Raw genomic sequence first — 16,357 nt, forward strand, 5'->3', positions numbered from 1 at the left:
GCCTCGAGTCGGCCGGATCGGTAGTGATCTCGAGTCTTTTCACCTCGAACGCCATTGGCGGCGAGTGCATTTAGACGGCTATCTCAGTGCAACATGGCATTTGGTCGGCTATAAGCGCTGATCGAGCGGTAACCCCAAGAGACAGAAGCGGAAACACGAACTAGGCAAAAGCTGCTCGCTACACGCTGGCGAACAGTACAGTACCCCATCGGGCATTGCACGCAAATATGCGATCTCGGTCCACACCGGGCACACGGGGTACCCCGGATCGAGAACCGGGCCGGTCGTCACGGCGCGTCGCGCCCGCAAGGACCGGTTCGTCACAATTCGACGACGCGCTCCGACCTGCGGTTATGTTCGCCGTCGGATTGCTGCGGCACCGGCGACGAGCACAGCAAACCCCGAGATCACCCATTCCGGCCAGGATCCCAGCCGGGTGGCGAGAGTGGACGTGTCCCGCAGCGGGATCCGGGCCTCCAGCGCCGCGGGCACCAGCTTCGGCGTCTGCTGCCGCACCACGCCGTCGGCGGTGATGATCGCGCTGACGCCCGTGGTGGCCGACACGACCACCGCGCGACCGTGTTCCACCGCGCGGATCCGCGACATCGCCAGCTGCTGATAGGTCATGTCGCTGTCGCCGAACGTGGCGTTGTTGGTCGGCACCGTCAGCACCTGCGCACCCGCGTGCAGGGCCTGTTCGAACGCCCGGTCGAAGGCGACCTCGTAGCAGGTCGCCACCCCGATCGCGATCGGGTCACCGCCGCCGGCGGGCTGGGTGTGCACCACCCCGTCACCGTGGCCCGGCACGAAATACCCGGCCCGGTCGGCGTACTCCGAGAAGTGCCGGAACACACCGCGCATCGGCAGGTACTCGCCGAACGGCTGGATGATCTTCTTGTCGTGCCGCTCCCCCGGGCCGGTGGCGCCGTCCCACACGATCACCGAGTTCGTGGTGGTGTCGTCCGAGTTCACCAGGACCGCGCCGACCAGGATCGGCGCGTGGATCTCCCGCGCCGCCTCGGTGATCTCCGCGTACGCGTCGGCATTGCGCAACGGGTCGATATCGGACGAGTTCTCCGGCCAGATCACCACATCCGGCGCGGGCGCCCGGCCGGCGGCCACCTCGCGGGCCAGTTCCCCGGTGCGGTGCACGTGGTTGTCCAGCACGGCCCGGCGCTGGGCGTTGAAGTCCAGTCCCAGCCGCGGCACGCTGCCCTGGATCGCGGCGACCGTGATCGACCGGTCACCGGCGTCCGGGGCGGGCAGGGCGGCCCGGAGGAGCAATCCGGCGACCGGAACGGCCACCACGACCGTCGCGGCGAACCCGATCCCGATCCGCCACCCGGACTTTCGCCGGTCCGGCACGGACGCTTCCGCGACCCGCACCACCAGCGCCACCGCGGCCGTACCGGTCAGCGCCACCGCGAAACTCACCCCCGGCGCGCCCGCCAGCTGCGCCAGCGGCAGATACCAGCCGTCGCCCTGCCCGAAAGCCAAACGCCCCCAAGGGAATCCACCGAACGGGAATACCGACCGCAACCATTCGGCCAGCGTCCACATCATCGCGGCCCACAGCGGCCAGCCCGGCAGCGCGCCGACCAGCCGCACCAGCAACCCGAACACCCCGAGGTACACCGCACACGCCGCCGACAACGCCAGCCACGGCACCGGCCCCACATAGATGCCCGTCCACGGCAGCAACGGCAGGAAGAACGCCAGCCCCGCGACGAACCCGTATCCGAACCCCGCGCGCAACCGGCCGGGCTCGCGGACCACCAGGGTCAGCAGTGCCACCCCGACCGGCGCGAGATACCAGCACGTGCGCGGCGGGAAGCTCACATAGATCAGCAGCCCCGCGGCGACCGCCATCAGCAGCCGCCGGTACACCGGATGCCGACGCAGCCGGGCGATCGGCCCGGCGCCCCCCTGGGCCTCGACCGGATCGGCGGCCCGCTGCTGCGTCACGACACTCCCTCGCACATCCCGGACCCGCGCACACCCGGCCCGGATCCCGACGACCGGCACCACATCCGGCTCACCATCGGCTCGATGCTACCGACGACGCCGGTAATGCCCGAACCGGCGCCCACGACATTTCACCGGCACGTCACCGCGAACTCCGGGCCGCCGCCCGCGATGTCGCCGCGGGCGGCGGCCGGACTCCGATGACTGTGCGCGCTGATCGCGGCAGGACGCTCGAGGCTCCGTGCCCGGACCGTGGACGACCTCCCGGTGTCACGGGCGGCCACCGGATCGGGAAACCGTGATGCCCGGCCGCCACAGCCCGCGCGGTCGTCGCCGCGATGGCCGGTACGAATCCCGCCGCGACCGGCATCGGCCGGTCGCGGCGCGTGGTGCCACACGACGTGGTCGGTGGCCGCCGGAGGAACGTTTCGGGCCGAACGCGGAAATCACCGCAGTGCGGGCGCCGGCCGACCGGCGACCACGGTCATCACGAGCGCGGTCGATCGGACCGGCCGTTGCGCGTTGGATCCGACCGGCACGAACCTGGCCGGAACACCCATGAGGGTGCTTCCCGGTGGAGTTCGGTTCAGGCTTCGAAGACGGTGGTTCCACGGTGGACCGTGCGCAGGCAGCGCGGTAGCGGGGAGTCGGCGGCGAGGGACGGGAGGCCCGGGACGCGGGAGCGTGGATCGGTGGACCAGCGCTGGACGGAATCGGAGGCGGCGGCGACCACCAGGTCACCGGCCTCCCACAGCGCGTACGAGGCGGGGGCACCGGGGACCAGAGTGCCCGCGATGCCGTCACGGACGCCACCGGCCCGCCACGCGCCGCGGGTCGCGGCGGCGAAGGCGGCGCGGGGGGACAGGTGGTGGCCGGCGGTGCGGTGCTGTACCGCGGCGCGGATCGCCGTCCACGGATCCAGCGGGGTCACTGGGGCGTCCGAGCCGATCGTCAAGGCGACACCGGCGGCGGCGAGGGCCGCGAACGGGTTCAGCGCCGCGGCGCGTGCGGCCCCGAGGCGGGTGGCGTACATGCCGTCGGGACCACCCCAGGCGGCGTCGAATCCGGGTTGCACGCTGGCGATCACGCCGAAGGCCGCGAGTTTCGCGATCTGCCCGGCGTCCAGCAGTTCGGCGTGCTCGACGCGGTGACCGCGCCCGGCCACCGCGGGGGCGCCGAGGTCGGCGGCGACCCGCTCGAAACCGGCCACCACGGCGTCCATCGCGGCGTCGCCGATCGCGTGGAATCCGGCCTGGACACCCGCCTCGGTGCAGGCCCGCACGTGTGCGGCGACCGCGTCGGCGTCGAGGTAGGGCGTGCCGTGGGTGTCGCAGTCGGCGTAGGGCGCGCGCAGCCAGGCGGTGTGCGAACCGAGCGAGCCGTCCACGAACAGGTCGCCCGCCAGGCCGTGCACGCCGAGGTCCCGCACCAGGTCCCGGGCCTCGCCGGCGTCGCGGACCGCCTCGCCCCAATAGGCCCGCACCTCGACGCCGTGTTCGAAGCCGAGCAGTTCGGTGACGTCGGCGCGGCCGCTGATCTCCGGGCCCGCGCACTCGTGCACGGCGACGACCCCGTGCGCGGCGGCGTGGTCCAGGGCGACGCGCCGGGCCCTGTCCCGCCGCGACCGGTCCAGGCTGCCGAGGGCCGCCGCGCGGACCAGGTGGTGTGCCTGCCCGCGCACCGGTTCTCCCGCGATGAATCCGCTCGCGCCCGTCACCGCGGGCACCGCGTCCAGCAGCGCCGTGGAGGTCACGGCGGAATGGGCGTCGACCCGCGCGAGGTAGACGGCCCGGCCCGCTCCGGCGGCCGTGTCGATCTCGGCCACTGTCGGCGGGCGGCGCTCCGGCCAGCGGGTCTCGTCCCAGCCGTCGCCGAGGATCGTGCCGGGATGCCCGGCCGCGTGGTCCCGCACCAGGTCCAGGCAGTGCGCGAGCGAGGTGGCCCGAGACAGGTCGAGACCGGTCAGCTGCAGCCCCAGCGCGGTGACGTGCACATGCGGGTCGACGAACGCCGGCGCCACGAACGCGCCCTCGACGTCGATGATCTCGGCGTCCGGGTACAGCGCGCGGCCCGGCCGCTCGGCCCCGAGCCACACGACGGTCCCGTCGGTGACCGCCATCGTCGTGGCGTCCGGGGAGCTCGAACTGTACATGCGACCGCCGACCAGCAACTGGGTACTCACGGACGTCCATCCTGCACCACCCGCGCGGCCCCGCCGCCGGGGGCCGCGTCAGTGATCGCCGAGCATGCGGCGGGCGCCACCCTGACCGTCGTCGAAGTACTCCTGCACCACCACGCCGTCGACGACCTCACCGCTCGGCTCGACCACCGTGCCGCGGTAACCGGTGGCCATCACCAGCCGGTCGATGCGGCGGGTGGCGAAGGCCGAGACCAGCGGCCGGAACAGGACCCTGGTCGGGAGCAGCAACAGCAGCCCGGCGACCGAGGTGAGCAGGCCGGGCACGAACATCAGCACCCCGCCGAGCGCGACCAGCGCGCCGTCGGCGACCGCGGTGCCGGGCGTGATCTCCCCGCGGCGGGCGCGGCGGAACCCGTCGACGACCCGGCGGCCCTGCGACCGGACCAGGATCATGCCGAGGGCGGACCCGGCGATCAGCAGCAGAATGGTCGGGACCACACCGAGAAAGTGGCCGACGACGACGAGCGCGGCGATCTCCGCGACCAGGTAGAGGGCGAACAGTACGGCGGGCATGACGATCCTTTCGACGATCCACCCGGTTCAACGCGCGAGCCGCCCGTTTTTCTCCCGGAATCGGCCTTCGGCCCGGAATCCACCGGATCGGTGTGCGTGTCCTCGATCACCCGGTCGGCGCCCGATTTGCCGGAGTCATCCCATGTCTGGTTGTCTCGCTCGGTGAGTGTCACGGATTGGGCCGCGCTGTTGACGGCGGCCACCGCCGCGGGCTGGGTCGACGCCGTGGTCGGCGGCGGCGGGCTGATCATCCTGCCGACCCTGCTGCTGGTAGCGCCCACCCTCGCGCCGCAGACCGCGCTGGGGACGAACAAGGTCGCGGCGCTGTCCGGCACCACCGCCGCGACCGTCACCTTCGCCCGCCGGGTGCCGCTGCGGCTGCGGCTGCTGATCCCGGCGGCGGCGCTGGCGGCGGTGGCCGCGGCGCTGGGCTCGGCGGCGGTCGGCCTGATCGATCGCCGCTATTTCATCCCGATCGTGATGGTGGTGCTGATCGTGGTCGCGATCTTCGTCACGCTCCGGCCGTCGATCGGCCGCGCCGCCGACGGCGAACCGCCGACACGGCGACGGGTGATCCTGGTCGTCGGGCTGGCCGCCGGGCTCATCGGGTGTTACGACGGGCTGCTCGGCCCGGGCACCGGAACCTTCCTCATCATCACGTTCGCCACGCTGCTGAGCACGGAGTTCGTGCGCGCGGCCGCGATGGCGAAGGTGATCAACTGCGGGTCCAACCTCGGCGCGCTGCTGTACCTGGCCACGACCGGCCACGTGCTGTGGGGCCTCGGCCTGGCCATGGGCGTGGCCAACATCGCCGGGGCGGTGGTCGGCTCGCGGATGGCGCTGGCGCGCGGCGCGGGTTTCGTGCGGGCGGTGCTGCTGGTCGTCGTGACCGGCATGGTGCTGCGGCTGGGCTGGCAGCAATTCCTCTGATCTGCGTCAGGAGGCCGCTTCGGCCATCAGCCGCTGCTGACGGCCGTGCGCCGACAGCCAGGGCGCCAGCACCCGCGAGGTGGTCTCGCGGATCTTCAGATGCAGGGGCTCACCGTCGTCGATGCCCTGCCGGCCGGCGAACAGCACGGTCAGCGCGCCGGACACGGCCCCGACGACCGCGCCGACCAGGGCGGCGGCACTGACATCGTCGAGTTCCTCGGGGAACGCGGCGCGCAGTTGCCGGGCGATTTCCTGCTGCGCGGCCAGTTGTGCGTGCGCGGCGCGGCCGCTGACCGCGGGCACCGTGCGCGACACCTGCGCCCGCAGCACCGCGATCCGGGCGCCCAGATCGTCACCGAGGTGTTCGCCCGGATTGTCGCCCGCGGCGCGCAGCGCGCGCAGCAGGACCTCCACCGGACGCTCGTCGGGCCGGCGGGTCGCGATGGCGCGGACCGCGGACTGCACTCGTTCGTCGGGGTCGGGGAAGAGTAGTTCCTCTTTGCTCTCGAAGTAGTTGAAGAAGGTGCGGGTTCCCACCTCGGCGGCCGCGGCGATGTCGGCGACGGTCGTGGCCTCGTAGCCGCGAGTCTCGAACAGCTCGACGGCGGCCTCGAGGAGGGAGCGGCGGGTACGTTCCCGCTTACGGTCTCGGAGAGCGGATGGCGGCACGCGGCGACACGGTACGGCATTCACCTCGAAACACCCGGCAGGCTGCGTGTCGTCGCGCGTATTTCCAGCGATGCCACAGCGCATTTCGTGCATCTTTGCACCCCCTGCATGTTCGCGCGGCGTGTCGCGATGTGAACCGGGTGCGGGATCCGCCGCCGTGTTGTCGCCGCAGTCCGTGAGCAATTAGCGTAGTCGCCGTGAGCAACGCATCCAGGGTCGTGGACGAGCAGTTCCGCGCGCTGCCGCTGGCCGTCCTGGCCGACGCCGCGCTCAGCGCCGCGCGCGCCGCCGGCGCCCAGCACGCCGACCTGCGCGTGCACCGGCTGGTGAGTCAGTCCATCCGGCTGCGCGACGGCCGGGTCGAGGCGGTCGACAATTCCACCGACGTGGGCTTCGCGGTCCGCGTGATCGTCGACGGCACCTGGGGTTTCGCCTCCCACGCCGATCTGTCCCCCGCCACGGCCGCCGAGGTCGCGCGCACCGCGGTCACGGTCGCCACCACCCTGCGCGCGCTCAACCGCGAACGGGTCGCGCTGGCACCGGAGCCGGTCTACGCGGGCGCGCAATGGGTGTCGCCCTACCGGATCGATCCCTTCGACGTGCCCACGCCGGAGAAGGTGGCGCTGCTGCAGGACTATTCGGAGCGCCTCACCGCCGCCGACGGGGTCGACCACGTCACCGCCGCGGTGCTGCAGGTCAAGGAGCAGACCTTCTACGCCGACACCGCGGGCTCCAGCATCACCCAGCAGCGGGTCCGGCTGCATCCGGTGCTGGAGGCCATCACCGTCGACCCGTCCGCGGGCGTGTTCGAGACGATGCGCACGCTGGCCGCCCCGGCCGGCCGCGGCTGGGAGTACGTCACCGGCGCCGACGGCGTCTGGGACTGGAACACCGAGCTGAGCCACATCCCGGAATGGCTGGCCGAGAAGGTGAAGGCCCCCACGGTCACCCCCGGCCCCACCGACCTGGTCGTCGACCCGACCAATCTCTGGCTCACCATCCACGAGTCGATCGGCCACGCCACCGAATACGACCGCGCGATCGGCTACGAATCCGCGTACGCCGGAACCTCGTTCGCCACCCCCGATCGGCTCGGCACCCTCCGCTACGGCACACCCGTCATGCAGGTCACCGGCGACCGCACTCAGGAATACGGCCTGGCCTCGGTCGGCTACGACGACGAGGGCGTCGCCGGGCAGCGCTGGGACCTGGTCCGCGACGGCATCCTGGTCGGCTACCAGCTGGACCGGGCCTTCGCGCCGCGGCTGGGCCTGGACCGGTCCAACGGCTGCTCCTACGCGGACTCCGCCCATCACGTGCCGATCCAGCGCATGGCGAACGTGTCGCTGCGGGCCGATCCCGAGCGCGACACCAGCACCGCCGATCTCATCTCCCGCGTCGAGGACGGCATCTACATCGTCGGCGACAAGTCCTGGTCGATCGATATGCAGCGGTACAACTTCCAGTTCACCGGGCAGCGTTTCTTCCGGATCCGCGACGGGCAGCTGGCCGGGCAGGTCCGCGATGTCGCCTACCAGGCGACCACCACCGACTTCTGGGGTGCGATGGAGGCCGTCGGCGGCCCGTCCACCTGGGTGCTCGGCGGCGCGTTCAACTGCGGTAAGGCCCAGCCCGGACAGGCCGCGGCGGTCAGTCACGGCTGTCCGTCGGTGCTGGTGCGCGGGGTCAACATCCTCAACACGAAGTCGGAGGCGGCGCAGTGAGCGTGGTACACGGCGGCGAGGTCGTCGAGCGGGCACTGGCGGCCGCGCGGGCCGACGAGACCATCGTGATCGTCACCGACGCCTCCGAGGCGTCGCTGCGCTGGGCCGGCAATTCGATGACCACCAACGGCTCCTCGATATCGCGCAGTTGGGCGGTGGTGTCGATCGTGCGTGAGAGCGACGGCACCGCGCGCGTCGGCAGCGTCACCTCCACCAGCGTCGACGAGGCCGAGATCGAATCGGTGGTCCGCGCCGCCGAGGAGGCGGCCCGCACCGCCGCCCCCGCCCGCGACACGATGCCGCTGATCGACGCCGAAGACGGTGCCGCACACGGCGATCCGGACTGGGCCGCCGCCGTCCCGGCCACCGACGTCGGGGTCTTCGCCGGTATCACCGGCGATCTCGCCGCCGGCTTCGATCGCGCCGACCGCCTGTACGGCTTCGCCCACCACCAGTTGCACACCGTGTGGCTGGGCACCTCCACCGGCATCCGGCGCCGCTGGACGCAGCCCACCGGCTCGATCGAGATCAACGGCAAACGCGGCGAACAGGATCCGGCCAGCGCCTGGACGGGCGTGAGCACCACCGACTTCACCGATGTCGACGTGCCCGCCCTGCTGGCCGACCTCGGCCGCCGCCTGGACTGGTTCGGCCGCCGCGTCGAGCTGCCCGCGGGCCGCTACGAAACCCTGCTGCCCCCTTCCGCGGTCGCCGACCTGATGATCTACCTGTCCTGGACCATGGAGGGTCGCGGCGCGCACGAGGGCCACACCGCCTTCTCCCGCGCCGGAGGCACCCGCATCGGTGAACGCCTCACCGACATCCCGCTCACCCTCTACTCCGATCCGCGCGCGGCCGGCCTGGAGTACCAGCCGTTCGTGGCGACCCCGTCCTCGTCGGAAGCACTGTCCGTCTTCGACAACGGCCTGCCGGCCCGCCGGGTGGACTGGATCCGCGACGGCAGCGTGGAGAATCTCGTCTATCCCCGCGCCACCGCCGCCGAATTCGACGCCCCCGTCACCAGTCCCGGCTCGAACCTCCTGCTGACCGGTGGCTCCGACGCCGACCTGGCCGAGATGATCGCCCGCACCGAACGCGGCCTGCTGCTCACCTGCCTCTGGTACATCCGCGAGGTCGACCCCGCCACCCTGCTGCTGACCGGTCTCACCCGCGACGGCGTCTACCTGGTCGAGGACGGCGTGGTCACGGCCGCGGTCAACAACTTCCGCTTCAACGACAGCCCCCTGGACCTCCTCCGCCGCGTCAGCGAGGCGGGCGCCACCGAAACCACCCTGCCCCGCGAGTGGAAGGACTGGTTCACCCGCACCGCCATGCCCCCACTGCGCATCCCCGACTTCAACATGTCCTCGGTCAGCCAGGCCACCTGAGCCCGGCCGGGTGTCGGCGTGCCGGACTCGATGGGAGAACGATGGGCTACTCAACCCGATTCGACGGCTCCGTGCGGGTCACGCCGCCCCTCAACCGGCACGAACGCACCTATCTGCGAAAGTTCGCCGGTACCAGGCGAACCGATCGCACCAGAGGCCCCTATTTCGTCGGCGGCGGCAACCTGCGCGGACGTGGCGACGACGCCGACGTCCTGGATTTCGACCGTCCGCCCGCCGGGCAGCCCAGTCTCTGGTGCGGTTGGGTACCGAGCCGGGACGGGACGGCGCTCGAGTGGGACGGCGTCGAGAAGTTCCACGACGCCGATGTCTGGATGCGGTACCTCATCGACCATTTTCTCCGGCCCGGCGCGCATGCACGAGGCCGGGACGGGTTCGGCCGCTTCACCTTCGATCACACGGTCGACGGCATCATCCACGCCCAGGGCGACGAGCCGGACGACGTCTGGGACCTGATCGTCACGAACAACGTGGTGCGGGTCGATTACGCCGAGAACTGATGTCCGCGACCACCGCCCGGCACGCCGGGACGGGTCGCGGCGAACAACGGAGACACATCGGTTGTCGACGCCACGGTGGACCGAGCAGCATCGTGGCACCGGCGACACATGAAAGCGTTCCGAGTGCGGCTCGATCCCGGGCACGCGGTGCACTGCCGCACGCCGGCCGATCGGTACGAATCGACACGGGCCACCGTGGAGCACGGTCCGCGAGGTGTTCGTTTCCTCAGTTGCCCTTGATGTTTCGCTGTACCGGCGCGGTCTCCAGATGCCGGATCCCGGACAGCCGGGCGACCTGACCGGTCAGATAGTCGTAGAGCGCGGGCCGGTTCGCGCAGGCGACGGCGGCGTAGATGTTGGTGGGCCCGGTGGTCGCCGCCGCGTAGCCGACCTCCGGGTGCCGGGCGAGCGCGGCGCCGACCGTCTCCAGCGCGGCCGGTGCGACCGACAGCCACAACAGCGTCCAGGTAGCGGTGGCCGGAAACAACCGGGAGTCGACCTCGACATCGAAATACACTGCGCCGGAAACGATCAGCTCCGGAATGCGGCGGCGCACCGCCGCCGAGGACCGGCCGGTGGCGGCCGCCAGCGCCGCCGACCCGAGCCGGCCGTCCTGAGCCAGTTCGCGCAGCAGCGCTCGATCACCGTCGTCGATGGTCACCACGTGGGGATCGGAGGTGGTCTCGGCGGGTCGCAGCGCGCGGATCTGTTCGCCGGTCAGTCCGCTGTGCGCGGCGATCAGGCGATGCAGCCCGCGGCCGAAGGTGTGCAGCAGATAGTGCGCGGTGACACCCTCGACCTTCGATGTGCGGGGCAGGGTGTCCAGCAGCAAAGTCTCGCCGGTCCCGCCGTGCCCGGCGACCATGCCCGTCACCTCGGCGCCCCCGGAGGTCAATCGAATCCACGCCGTATCGTCCCGGCGGGCAAGGGCTTTCGCGATCGGTGCCGCCGCGGCCGGAGCGCAGCGCAGCCGCAGAAACCACGGGGCGCTGTCGTGCAGGTACGGATCGGTCAGGCCCCGCACCCGCAACGCGCCCGTCGAGCGAAGCCGAGCGTAGCGGCGGGCCACGGTCTGATCCGACACCCCGAGGACCGCCGCGATCCGGCTGAACGGCGCCCGCGCGTCGATCTGCAACGCATGTGCCACCTGGCGATCGAGCCGATCGAAAACGTCGGATTGCATGCGGAAAACGCTAGCGAATGTCGAAGACGACCGGCATGCCCACAGCGGGCGGAAAGTGGCCCGGCGGCCGCGCACCGTGGAAACGTCACATCGGATTCCACGGAGGATCGCATGACCGAAACAGACGTGATCGTGGTCGGCGCCGGGCCGACCGGACTCACAACCGCCGCCGAACTCACCCTGGCCGGGGTCCGCACCCTGGTCCTCGACGCGCTACCCGAGCGCAATCCGCTGTCGAGGGCGGCGGTGATCCATTCCCGCACCGCCGAACTGTTCGATCAGCGCGGTTGGCTCGACTCGCTGCTGGCGCCCGGCGATTTCCCCAGCACGCGAATCGGCCACTTCGCGGGTCTGCCGATCGATTACCTCGCCTGGCCGACCAGGCATCCCGCCTACAACGTCCCGCAGGGCCGGATCGAGGAATTCTTGGAAGCCCGCCTCACCGGCAGCGGCACGCCGGTGCTGCGCGGCCATCGGGTGGTCGAGTTGGCGGACGACAACGGGGCGATCTCGGTGACGTCCACCGGACCCGACGGCCACGTCCGGCACCGGGCGCGCTATCTCGTCGCGGCCGACGGCGGTCACAGCACGATTCGCACGCTGCTCAACCTGGACTTCCCGGGCCGTCCCGGAACTTCGACGGCAGTCACCGCCGAGGCGATCCTCACCGGTCCGGCGAGCACGCGGCAGGGCACGGATTACGGACCCGGCGGCCACTGGGTGATCCAGTTCCCGCTGGAGGATCGCGTCCGGCGCGTGGTCACCGGCGGCCCGGGCCCGGCGCGGTCCCGTGACGACGCAGTGACCGCGGACGAATTGCGCACGACGCTGCGGGCGGTCTACGGCGACGCGATCGAGACGGTCGAGATCCGCCGCGCCGCCCGCATCGACGACGCGGCCCGGCAGATCACCGGCTATCGCGCCGGATCGGTGTTCTTCGCCGGCGACGCCGCCCACATCCATCCGCCGCTGGGCGGGCAGGGCATGAACACGGGCATCGGTGACGCGGTCAACCTCGGCTGGAAGCTGAGCGCCGCCGTGCACGGCTGGGCGCCGGATACGCTACTCGACACCTATCACACCGAGCGGCATCCGGTCGGCGCCCGCGTGCTCGCCAACACCCGCGCCCAGGCCCTGCTGATGGACTGGGCCGGAACCGGCCACGCGGACCTACCGGCCGTGCGCGACCTACTCACCGATCTGCTCGCCGTACCCGAGGCCATGCGGTGGATGGCGGGCATGACGACCGGCCTCGACATACGATACGACATCCCTTGCGCCGCAAGCGATCACCTCACGGGAAGTCGGATGCCCGACCTCGATCTGATCGTCGCCGACCGGCCCCGCCGGGCCTATTCGCTGCTGCACGCGGGACGTGCGATCCTGCTCGATTTCACCCCGGACGGCCGATTCCTGCCCGCCGCGCGACCGTGGTCCGATCGAGTCGACGCCATTCCCGTTGTACCGCAGACGATCTCCATCCCACCCGCGATCCTGGTGCGGCCGGACGGCTACGTGTGCTGGACCGGAGACCCGGCGACCTCGGACACCGCCCTCCGGCAATGGTTCGGCGCACCGAGAATGCGTTGGTGCGCCGCTCGGTGAGTCACGCTCCGACGATGGTTTCGAGTGTCGGCCCCCACTGCTCGGTCCGCACGGGTACAAGGGCCGGGAGTTCCGGAACCACGCGCTCGGCCATCCAAGCTCGGCTCTCACGGCGGCCGTGCCACAGGCGGGCACCAGAGTCCTCCGGGACGGCGCCGGACTTGTCGGCACAAGTCGATGCCCTTGCCGCGGCCGCTCGGCCGGCCCGAGCCCGGCAATCGGCGATCAGTTCGCGTAGGGACGCAGGCACAGCACCAGCCACTCAGCCAGCCCGAGCCCGGCAATCGGCGATCAGTTCGCGTAGGGACGCAGGCACAGCACCAGCCACTCAGCCAGCCCGAGCCCGGCGATCAGTTCGTGCGGGGACACAGGCGCAGCACCACCACGCCCCGGTCGAGCGCACGGCGGAGGTCGGTGCGGTTGACCTCGCCGTCCGGCTCCAGCGCGATCTGGACGAAGCGGCCGTGCGTGGCGTTCTTCGCGAGAAGCACCTTGTACAGCGCGGCGGCCCGCTCCTCGTCGGAAACGATGTCCCAGTCGGCGTGGACGACGCGGCCGCGCAGTGTGACCTCCACCGGGACGCCGGGCCGGAGATTGCGGCGCCACGCGGCAGAGGTGCCGATCAACAGGGTCCCCTCGTGTTCGGCATAGGCCACCGGGATCGGGATCCGGCGGCCGGTCTTGCGGCCGATCACGGTGACTATCAACAACTTTCCGCTGAGCGGGCGGTGCAGCGGCGAGCGCAGCAGCGCCCGCATCATGCTGTCGACCGTGCGCTGTGTGCGGGAGCCCCGGGCAGGGCGGGCGGGAGCAGGGCTGGACATGGCGAGCACCTCCGAGTCACCGATTTACTGAGTTTATACTCAGAAAATACGTCGGGTTCCGCGATGATGCAACAATCGGAGTTCACGATCGGTATCCGGGCAGGTAGGAGGTGCGGTGACGACAGATTCGGGCAAACGGGCCCGCGGGCGGCCGCGGACGGGGGTGCGGGAGGCGGTCATCACGAGCGCGCAGGAGGTACTGACCCGATCAGGGGTCGCGCGCTTGTCGACGAAGGAGGTGGCCACGGGGGCGGGCGTCGCCGAATCCAGCATCTTCTACCACTTCGGCGATCGAATGGGGTTGCTACAGGCGGTGATTCAGCATCATCTGCAACCGCTGAAGGACATCGTCGCGGAGCGTGACCGGCCCGGCGATCGGGATCTGCGCGCGGACGTGCGCACCCTGCTCGAGGCGTTCGAGGAGTTCTTCCACCACGCGCTGCCGGTGCTCGCCGCGATCGGCGCCGATGCCGACCTGCGCGCGGTCTACCAGCAGCGCAGCCAGGACCTGGACCTCGGCCCGCACCGCGCGATCGCGGTGGTGATCGCACGCCTGTCCCGCTACGCCGAATCGGACGCGGATCTACGGCCTTTCGCACTGCTGCTGGTGGGGGCCGCCCATCAACGGGCGTTGCAGCGCCAGCTCAGCCCGCCGAGCGCTCAGGCCGAACTACCCTCCCCCGCCGTCCTCACCGAAACCCTGCTGCCGGCCTTCCCGTGACCGCGCGGACCGCCTGCCGAACGCCATGCCTGGAGTCAGGCATGGCTCGGGCACCCGGTGGACACTCGCGCCGGCCGTCCGGGACCGTCGATTCTCGCCCGAACCGGCCGCGCACCCCTCCGGTGATGCGAAGTGCATCGAAACACTGTGGCACGCAAGAAATTGCAGAAATACAATGGCTAAGGCCAGCCCCGGTCACCGGCAACCCGGCAGCGGCCGGTCACCCGCCGACCGGGTAACCGGCCGACCGGCTGACCACTCCTACCGAAATCGTCCGCCGCGGCGATCGACCGCCGACCATCCGGCACCACGGCCGATCCGAGCGCGCAGGCTTGCGACGTCAGGCGGATTCGGCCAGCGCCGCGGCCTGCCAGACGTCGGCCAGTTCCTGCAGCGGCACCCCCAGCGCGCGACCGAGGCCCACGACGGTGCCGAACGCGGGACTCGGCAGCCGGCCGGATTCGATCTTGCGCAGCGTCTCCGGGGAGATGCCCGCGGCGACGGCGATGGCGGCGAGGTCGCGATCGGCCCGCAGCGCGCGCAGGTGCGCGCCCAACCGGCGACCAGCCTCGACCTGCGCGGGACTGAGCGGGACTCGAACCATGCCGCCAGCATACGAATGGTATTTGAATACCGCAAACATTATGGTGGTATTTAAATACCAAGGTGGAGGTGTGCGAGTGGTGGAGTTGAAGACGCCCGCGGAGATCGAACGGATGCGGGTGACCGGGCAGTTCGTGGCCGATGTGCTGGCCGACCTACGGGAACGCGCCCGGGTCGGGGTGAACCTGCTGGAGTTGGAGGAGCAGGTGCGCAAGCGCATCCAGGATCGCGGCGCGACCTCCTGCTACTGGGATTACGCACCCTCCTTCGGCAGCGGCCCGTTCCGCAACACCGTCTGCCTCTCGGTGAACGACGCTGTCCTGCACGGCCTTCCGTTCGACTACCCGCTGCGCGACGGCGATGTGCTCACCATGGACTTGGCCGTCTCGATCGACGGCTGGGTGGCCGACGCCGCCACCACGGTGATCGTCGGCACCCCCGACGAGGAGGACCTGCGACTGGTCCGGGCCACCGAGGAGGCGCTCGCGGCGGCCGTGGCGGCCGCACAGCCCGGCGCACGGATCGGCGACCTCTCCGCCGCCATCTCCGCCGTCGCCCGCGCCCACGGCTACCCGGTGAACACCCAATTCGGCGGCCACGGCCTGGGCCGGACCATGCACGAGGATCCGCACGTCCCCAACGACGGCCGCCCCGGCCGCGGTTTCCCCCTCCGCCCGGGCCTGACCATCGCGATCGAACCCTGGTTCGCCCGCACCACCGACCGCATCGTCACCGATCCCGACGGCTGGACCATCCGCTCGGCCGACGGCTCCCGCACCGCGCACAGCGAGCACACGATCGCGATCACCGAGGACGGCCCCAACATCCTCACCCTCGCCTGACGCCGCACATCCACTCGTCGGCAGTACCGGCCGCGCACGGGTTACGCTGCCCGGGTGGACAATCCCTTCGGCACCGCCGGTACCGCGAAATACGTTCTGCTGACCACCTTCCGCAAGGACGGAACCCCGGTCGGCACGGCGGTCTGGGCCGCACTCGACGACGGCAAGCTGTACGTCTGGACGGTGACAGACTCCTGGAAGGTGAAGCGGATCCGCCGCAACCCGGCGGTCACGCTGCAAGCCTGCAACGTCTCCGGCAAGCCCACCGACGACCAGGTCGTCGAGGCCACGGCCCGAGTCCTCGACGAGCCCGGCAGCGACCGCACCCGGACACTGATCAAGAAACGCTACGCACTGCCCGGCTGGCTCGTCGTCACCGCCAGCCTGATCCGCCGAGGCCGCAACGGCACCATCGGCATCGAAATCTCCCCGGCCCAACCCCAATAGTTCACACCGTCCCGAACAAGCCTCTGCGGGCGCATCGACCATAAGGCTCACCGACCATTGTTCCCCTGAAACCAGTCACCATTTCGCAGCCGTACGTACCCCACTCCCCGTAGCCCGGTCACCACTTAGCGGCCGTACGTACCCCACTCCCCGTGGCCCGGTCACCACTTCGCGGCCGCACGTACCCCACTCCCCGTGGCCCGGTCACCACTTCCGCAGCCGTAC

15 protein-coding genes are annotated in these 16,357 nt (G+C 71.0%); 8 read left to right on the forward strand and 7 right to left on the reverse strand.

Features of this window, described 5'->3' with window-relative positions; all coding sequences use genetic code 11:
- Nucleotides 1–351: 351 nt before the first annotated feature.
- The 3 genes from lnt to NRB56_RS17510 form a co-directional block, all read right to left on the reverse strand.
- The gene (gene lnt / locus NRB56_RS17500; protein WP_153343809.1) at nt 352–1,869 is read right to left on the reverse strand and encodes an apolipoprotein N-acyltransferase; all 1,518 of its coding nucleotides are present in this window, start codon (nt 1,867–1,869) and stop codon (nt 352–354) included.
- A 682-nt stretch (nt 1,870–2,551) separates the two neighbouring features.
- The gene (locus NRB56_RS17505; RefSeq protein WP_319943120.1) at nt 2,552–4,147 is read right to left on the reverse strand and encodes an amidohydrolase; all 1,596 of its coding nucleotides are present in this window, start codon (nt 4,145–4,147) and stop codon (nt 2,552–2,554) included.
- 48 nt (nt 4,148–4,195) lie between these two features.
- Nucleotides 4,196–4,678, reverse strand: a complete 483-nt coding sequence (locus NRB56_RS17510; RefSeq protein ID WP_153343480.1) for an FxsA family protein — start codon at nt 4,676–4,678, stop codon at nt 4,196–4,198.
- A gap of 162 nt (nt 4,679–4,840) precedes the next feature.
- Here NRB56_RS17510 and NRB56_RS17515 point away from each other — a divergent pair, with 162 nt between their 5' ends.
- Nucleotides 4,841–5,608, forward strand: a complete 768-nt coding sequence (locus NRB56_RS17515; protein ID WP_319943121.1) for a TSUP family transporter — start codon at nt 4,841–4,843, stop codon at nt 5,606–5,608.
- A 6-nt stretch (nt 5,609–5,614) separates the two neighbouring features.
- Here NRB56_RS17515 and NRB56_RS17520 read toward each other — a convergent pair whose 3' ends face one another.
- Nucleotides 5,615–6,277, reverse strand: a complete 663-nt coding sequence (locus NRB56_RS17520; protein ID WP_319943122.1) for a TetR/AcrR family transcriptional regulator — start codon at nt 6,275–6,277, stop codon at nt 5,615–5,617.
- A 197-nt stretch (nt 6,278–6,474) separates the two neighbouring features.
- Between NRB56_RS17520 and NRB56_RS17525 the strand changes: the two genes are divergently transcribed.
- The 3 genes from NRB56_RS17525 to NRB56_RS17535 are packed head-to-tail and all read left to right on the forward strand — an operon-like array spanning nt 6,475 to nt 9,907.
- A complete protein-coding gene (locus tag NRB56_RS17525) occupies nt 6,475–8,001 on the forward strand; it encodes a TldD/PmbA family protein (RefSeq protein ID WP_319943123.1) in 1,527 nt (508 codons plus the stop codon).
- A 2-nt stretch (nt 8,002–8,003) separates the two neighbouring features.
- Complete coding sequence (locus NRB56_RS17530; protein WP_319943173.1) at nt 8,004–9,389, forward strand: metallopeptidase TldD-related protein; 1,386 nt, start codon at nt 8,004–8,006, stop codon at nt 9,387–9,389.
- Between the two features lie 41 nt (nt 9,390–9,430).
- Complete coding sequence (locus NRB56_RS17535; RefSeq protein ID WP_153343484.1) at nt 9,431–9,907, forward strand: hypothetical protein; 477 nt, start codon at nt 9,431–9,433, stop codon at nt 9,905–9,907.
- A 226-nt stretch (nt 9,908–10,133) separates the two neighbouring features.
- On the opposite strand, the gene NRB56_RS17540 is transcribed toward NRB56_RS17535, so the two are convergent.
- Entirely contained in the window at nt 10,134–11,090 is a 957-nt protein-coding gene (locus NRB56_RS17540; protein WP_153343486.1) for an Lrp/AsnC family transcriptional regulator, read from the reverse strand.
- Nucleotides 11,091–11,201: 111 nt separating this feature from the next.
- Between NRB56_RS17540 and NRB56_RS17545 the strand changes: the two genes are divergently transcribed.
- Nucleotides 11,202–12,695, forward strand: a complete 1,494-nt coding sequence (locus NRB56_RS17545) for an FAD-dependent monooxygenase (RefSeq protein ID WP_153343488.1) — start codon at nt 11,202–11,204, stop codon at nt 12,693–12,695.
- 350 nt (nt 12,696–13,045) lie between these two features.
- Here NRB56_RS17545 and NRB56_RS17550 read toward each other — a convergent pair whose 3' ends face one another.
- Nucleotides 13,046–13,519: a nitroreductase/quinone reductase family protein gene (locus tag NRB56_RS17550; RefSeq protein WP_153343490.1), complete on the reverse strand. Its 474-nt coding sequence runs from the start codon at nt 13,517–13,519 to the stop codon at nt 13,046–13,048.
- A gap of 115 nt (nt 13,520–13,634) precedes the next feature.
- Here NRB56_RS17550 and NRB56_RS17555 point away from each other — a divergent pair, with 115 nt between their 5' ends.
- Nucleotides 13,635–14,240 (forward strand): TetR/AcrR family transcriptional regulator, encoded by a 606-nt coding sequence (locus NRB56_RS17555; RefSeq protein ID WP_153343492.1) that lies wholly within the window; start codon nt 13,635–13,637, stop codon nt 14,238–14,240.
- Between the two features lie 340 nt (nt 14,241–14,580).
- On the opposite strand, the gene NRB56_RS17560 is transcribed toward NRB56_RS17555, so the two are convergent.
- The gene (locus tag NRB56_RS17560; protein ID WP_153343494.1) at nt 14,581–14,844 is read right to left on the reverse strand and encodes a helix-turn-helix transcriptional regulator; all 264 of its coding nucleotides are present in this window, start codon (nt 14,842–14,844) and stop codon (nt 14,581–14,583) included.
- A 76-nt stretch (nt 14,845–14,920) separates the two neighbouring features.
- On the opposite strand from NRB56_RS17560, the gene map reads away from it, so the two are divergent.
- Nucleotides 14,921–15,685: a type I methionyl aminopeptidase gene (map, locus tag NRB56_RS17565; RefSeq protein ID WP_319943174.1), complete on the forward strand. Its 765-nt coding sequence runs from the start codon at nt 14,921–14,923 to the stop codon at nt 15,683–15,685.
- A 54-nt stretch (nt 15,686–15,739) separates the two neighbouring features.
- Complete coding sequence (locus NRB56_RS17570) at nt 15,740–16,132, forward strand: PPOX class F420-dependent oxidoreductase (protein ID WP_319943124.1); 393 nt, start codon at nt 15,740–15,742, stop codon at nt 16,130–16,132.
- Nucleotides 16,133–16,357 lie beyond the last annotated feature (225 nt).

Origin of the sequence: Nocardia aurantia, from assembly GCF_009604425.1 — a bacterium.
Taxonomy (GTDB): Bacteria; Actinomycetota; Actinomycetes; order Mycobacteriales; family Mycobacteriaceae; genus Nocardia; species Nocardia aurantia.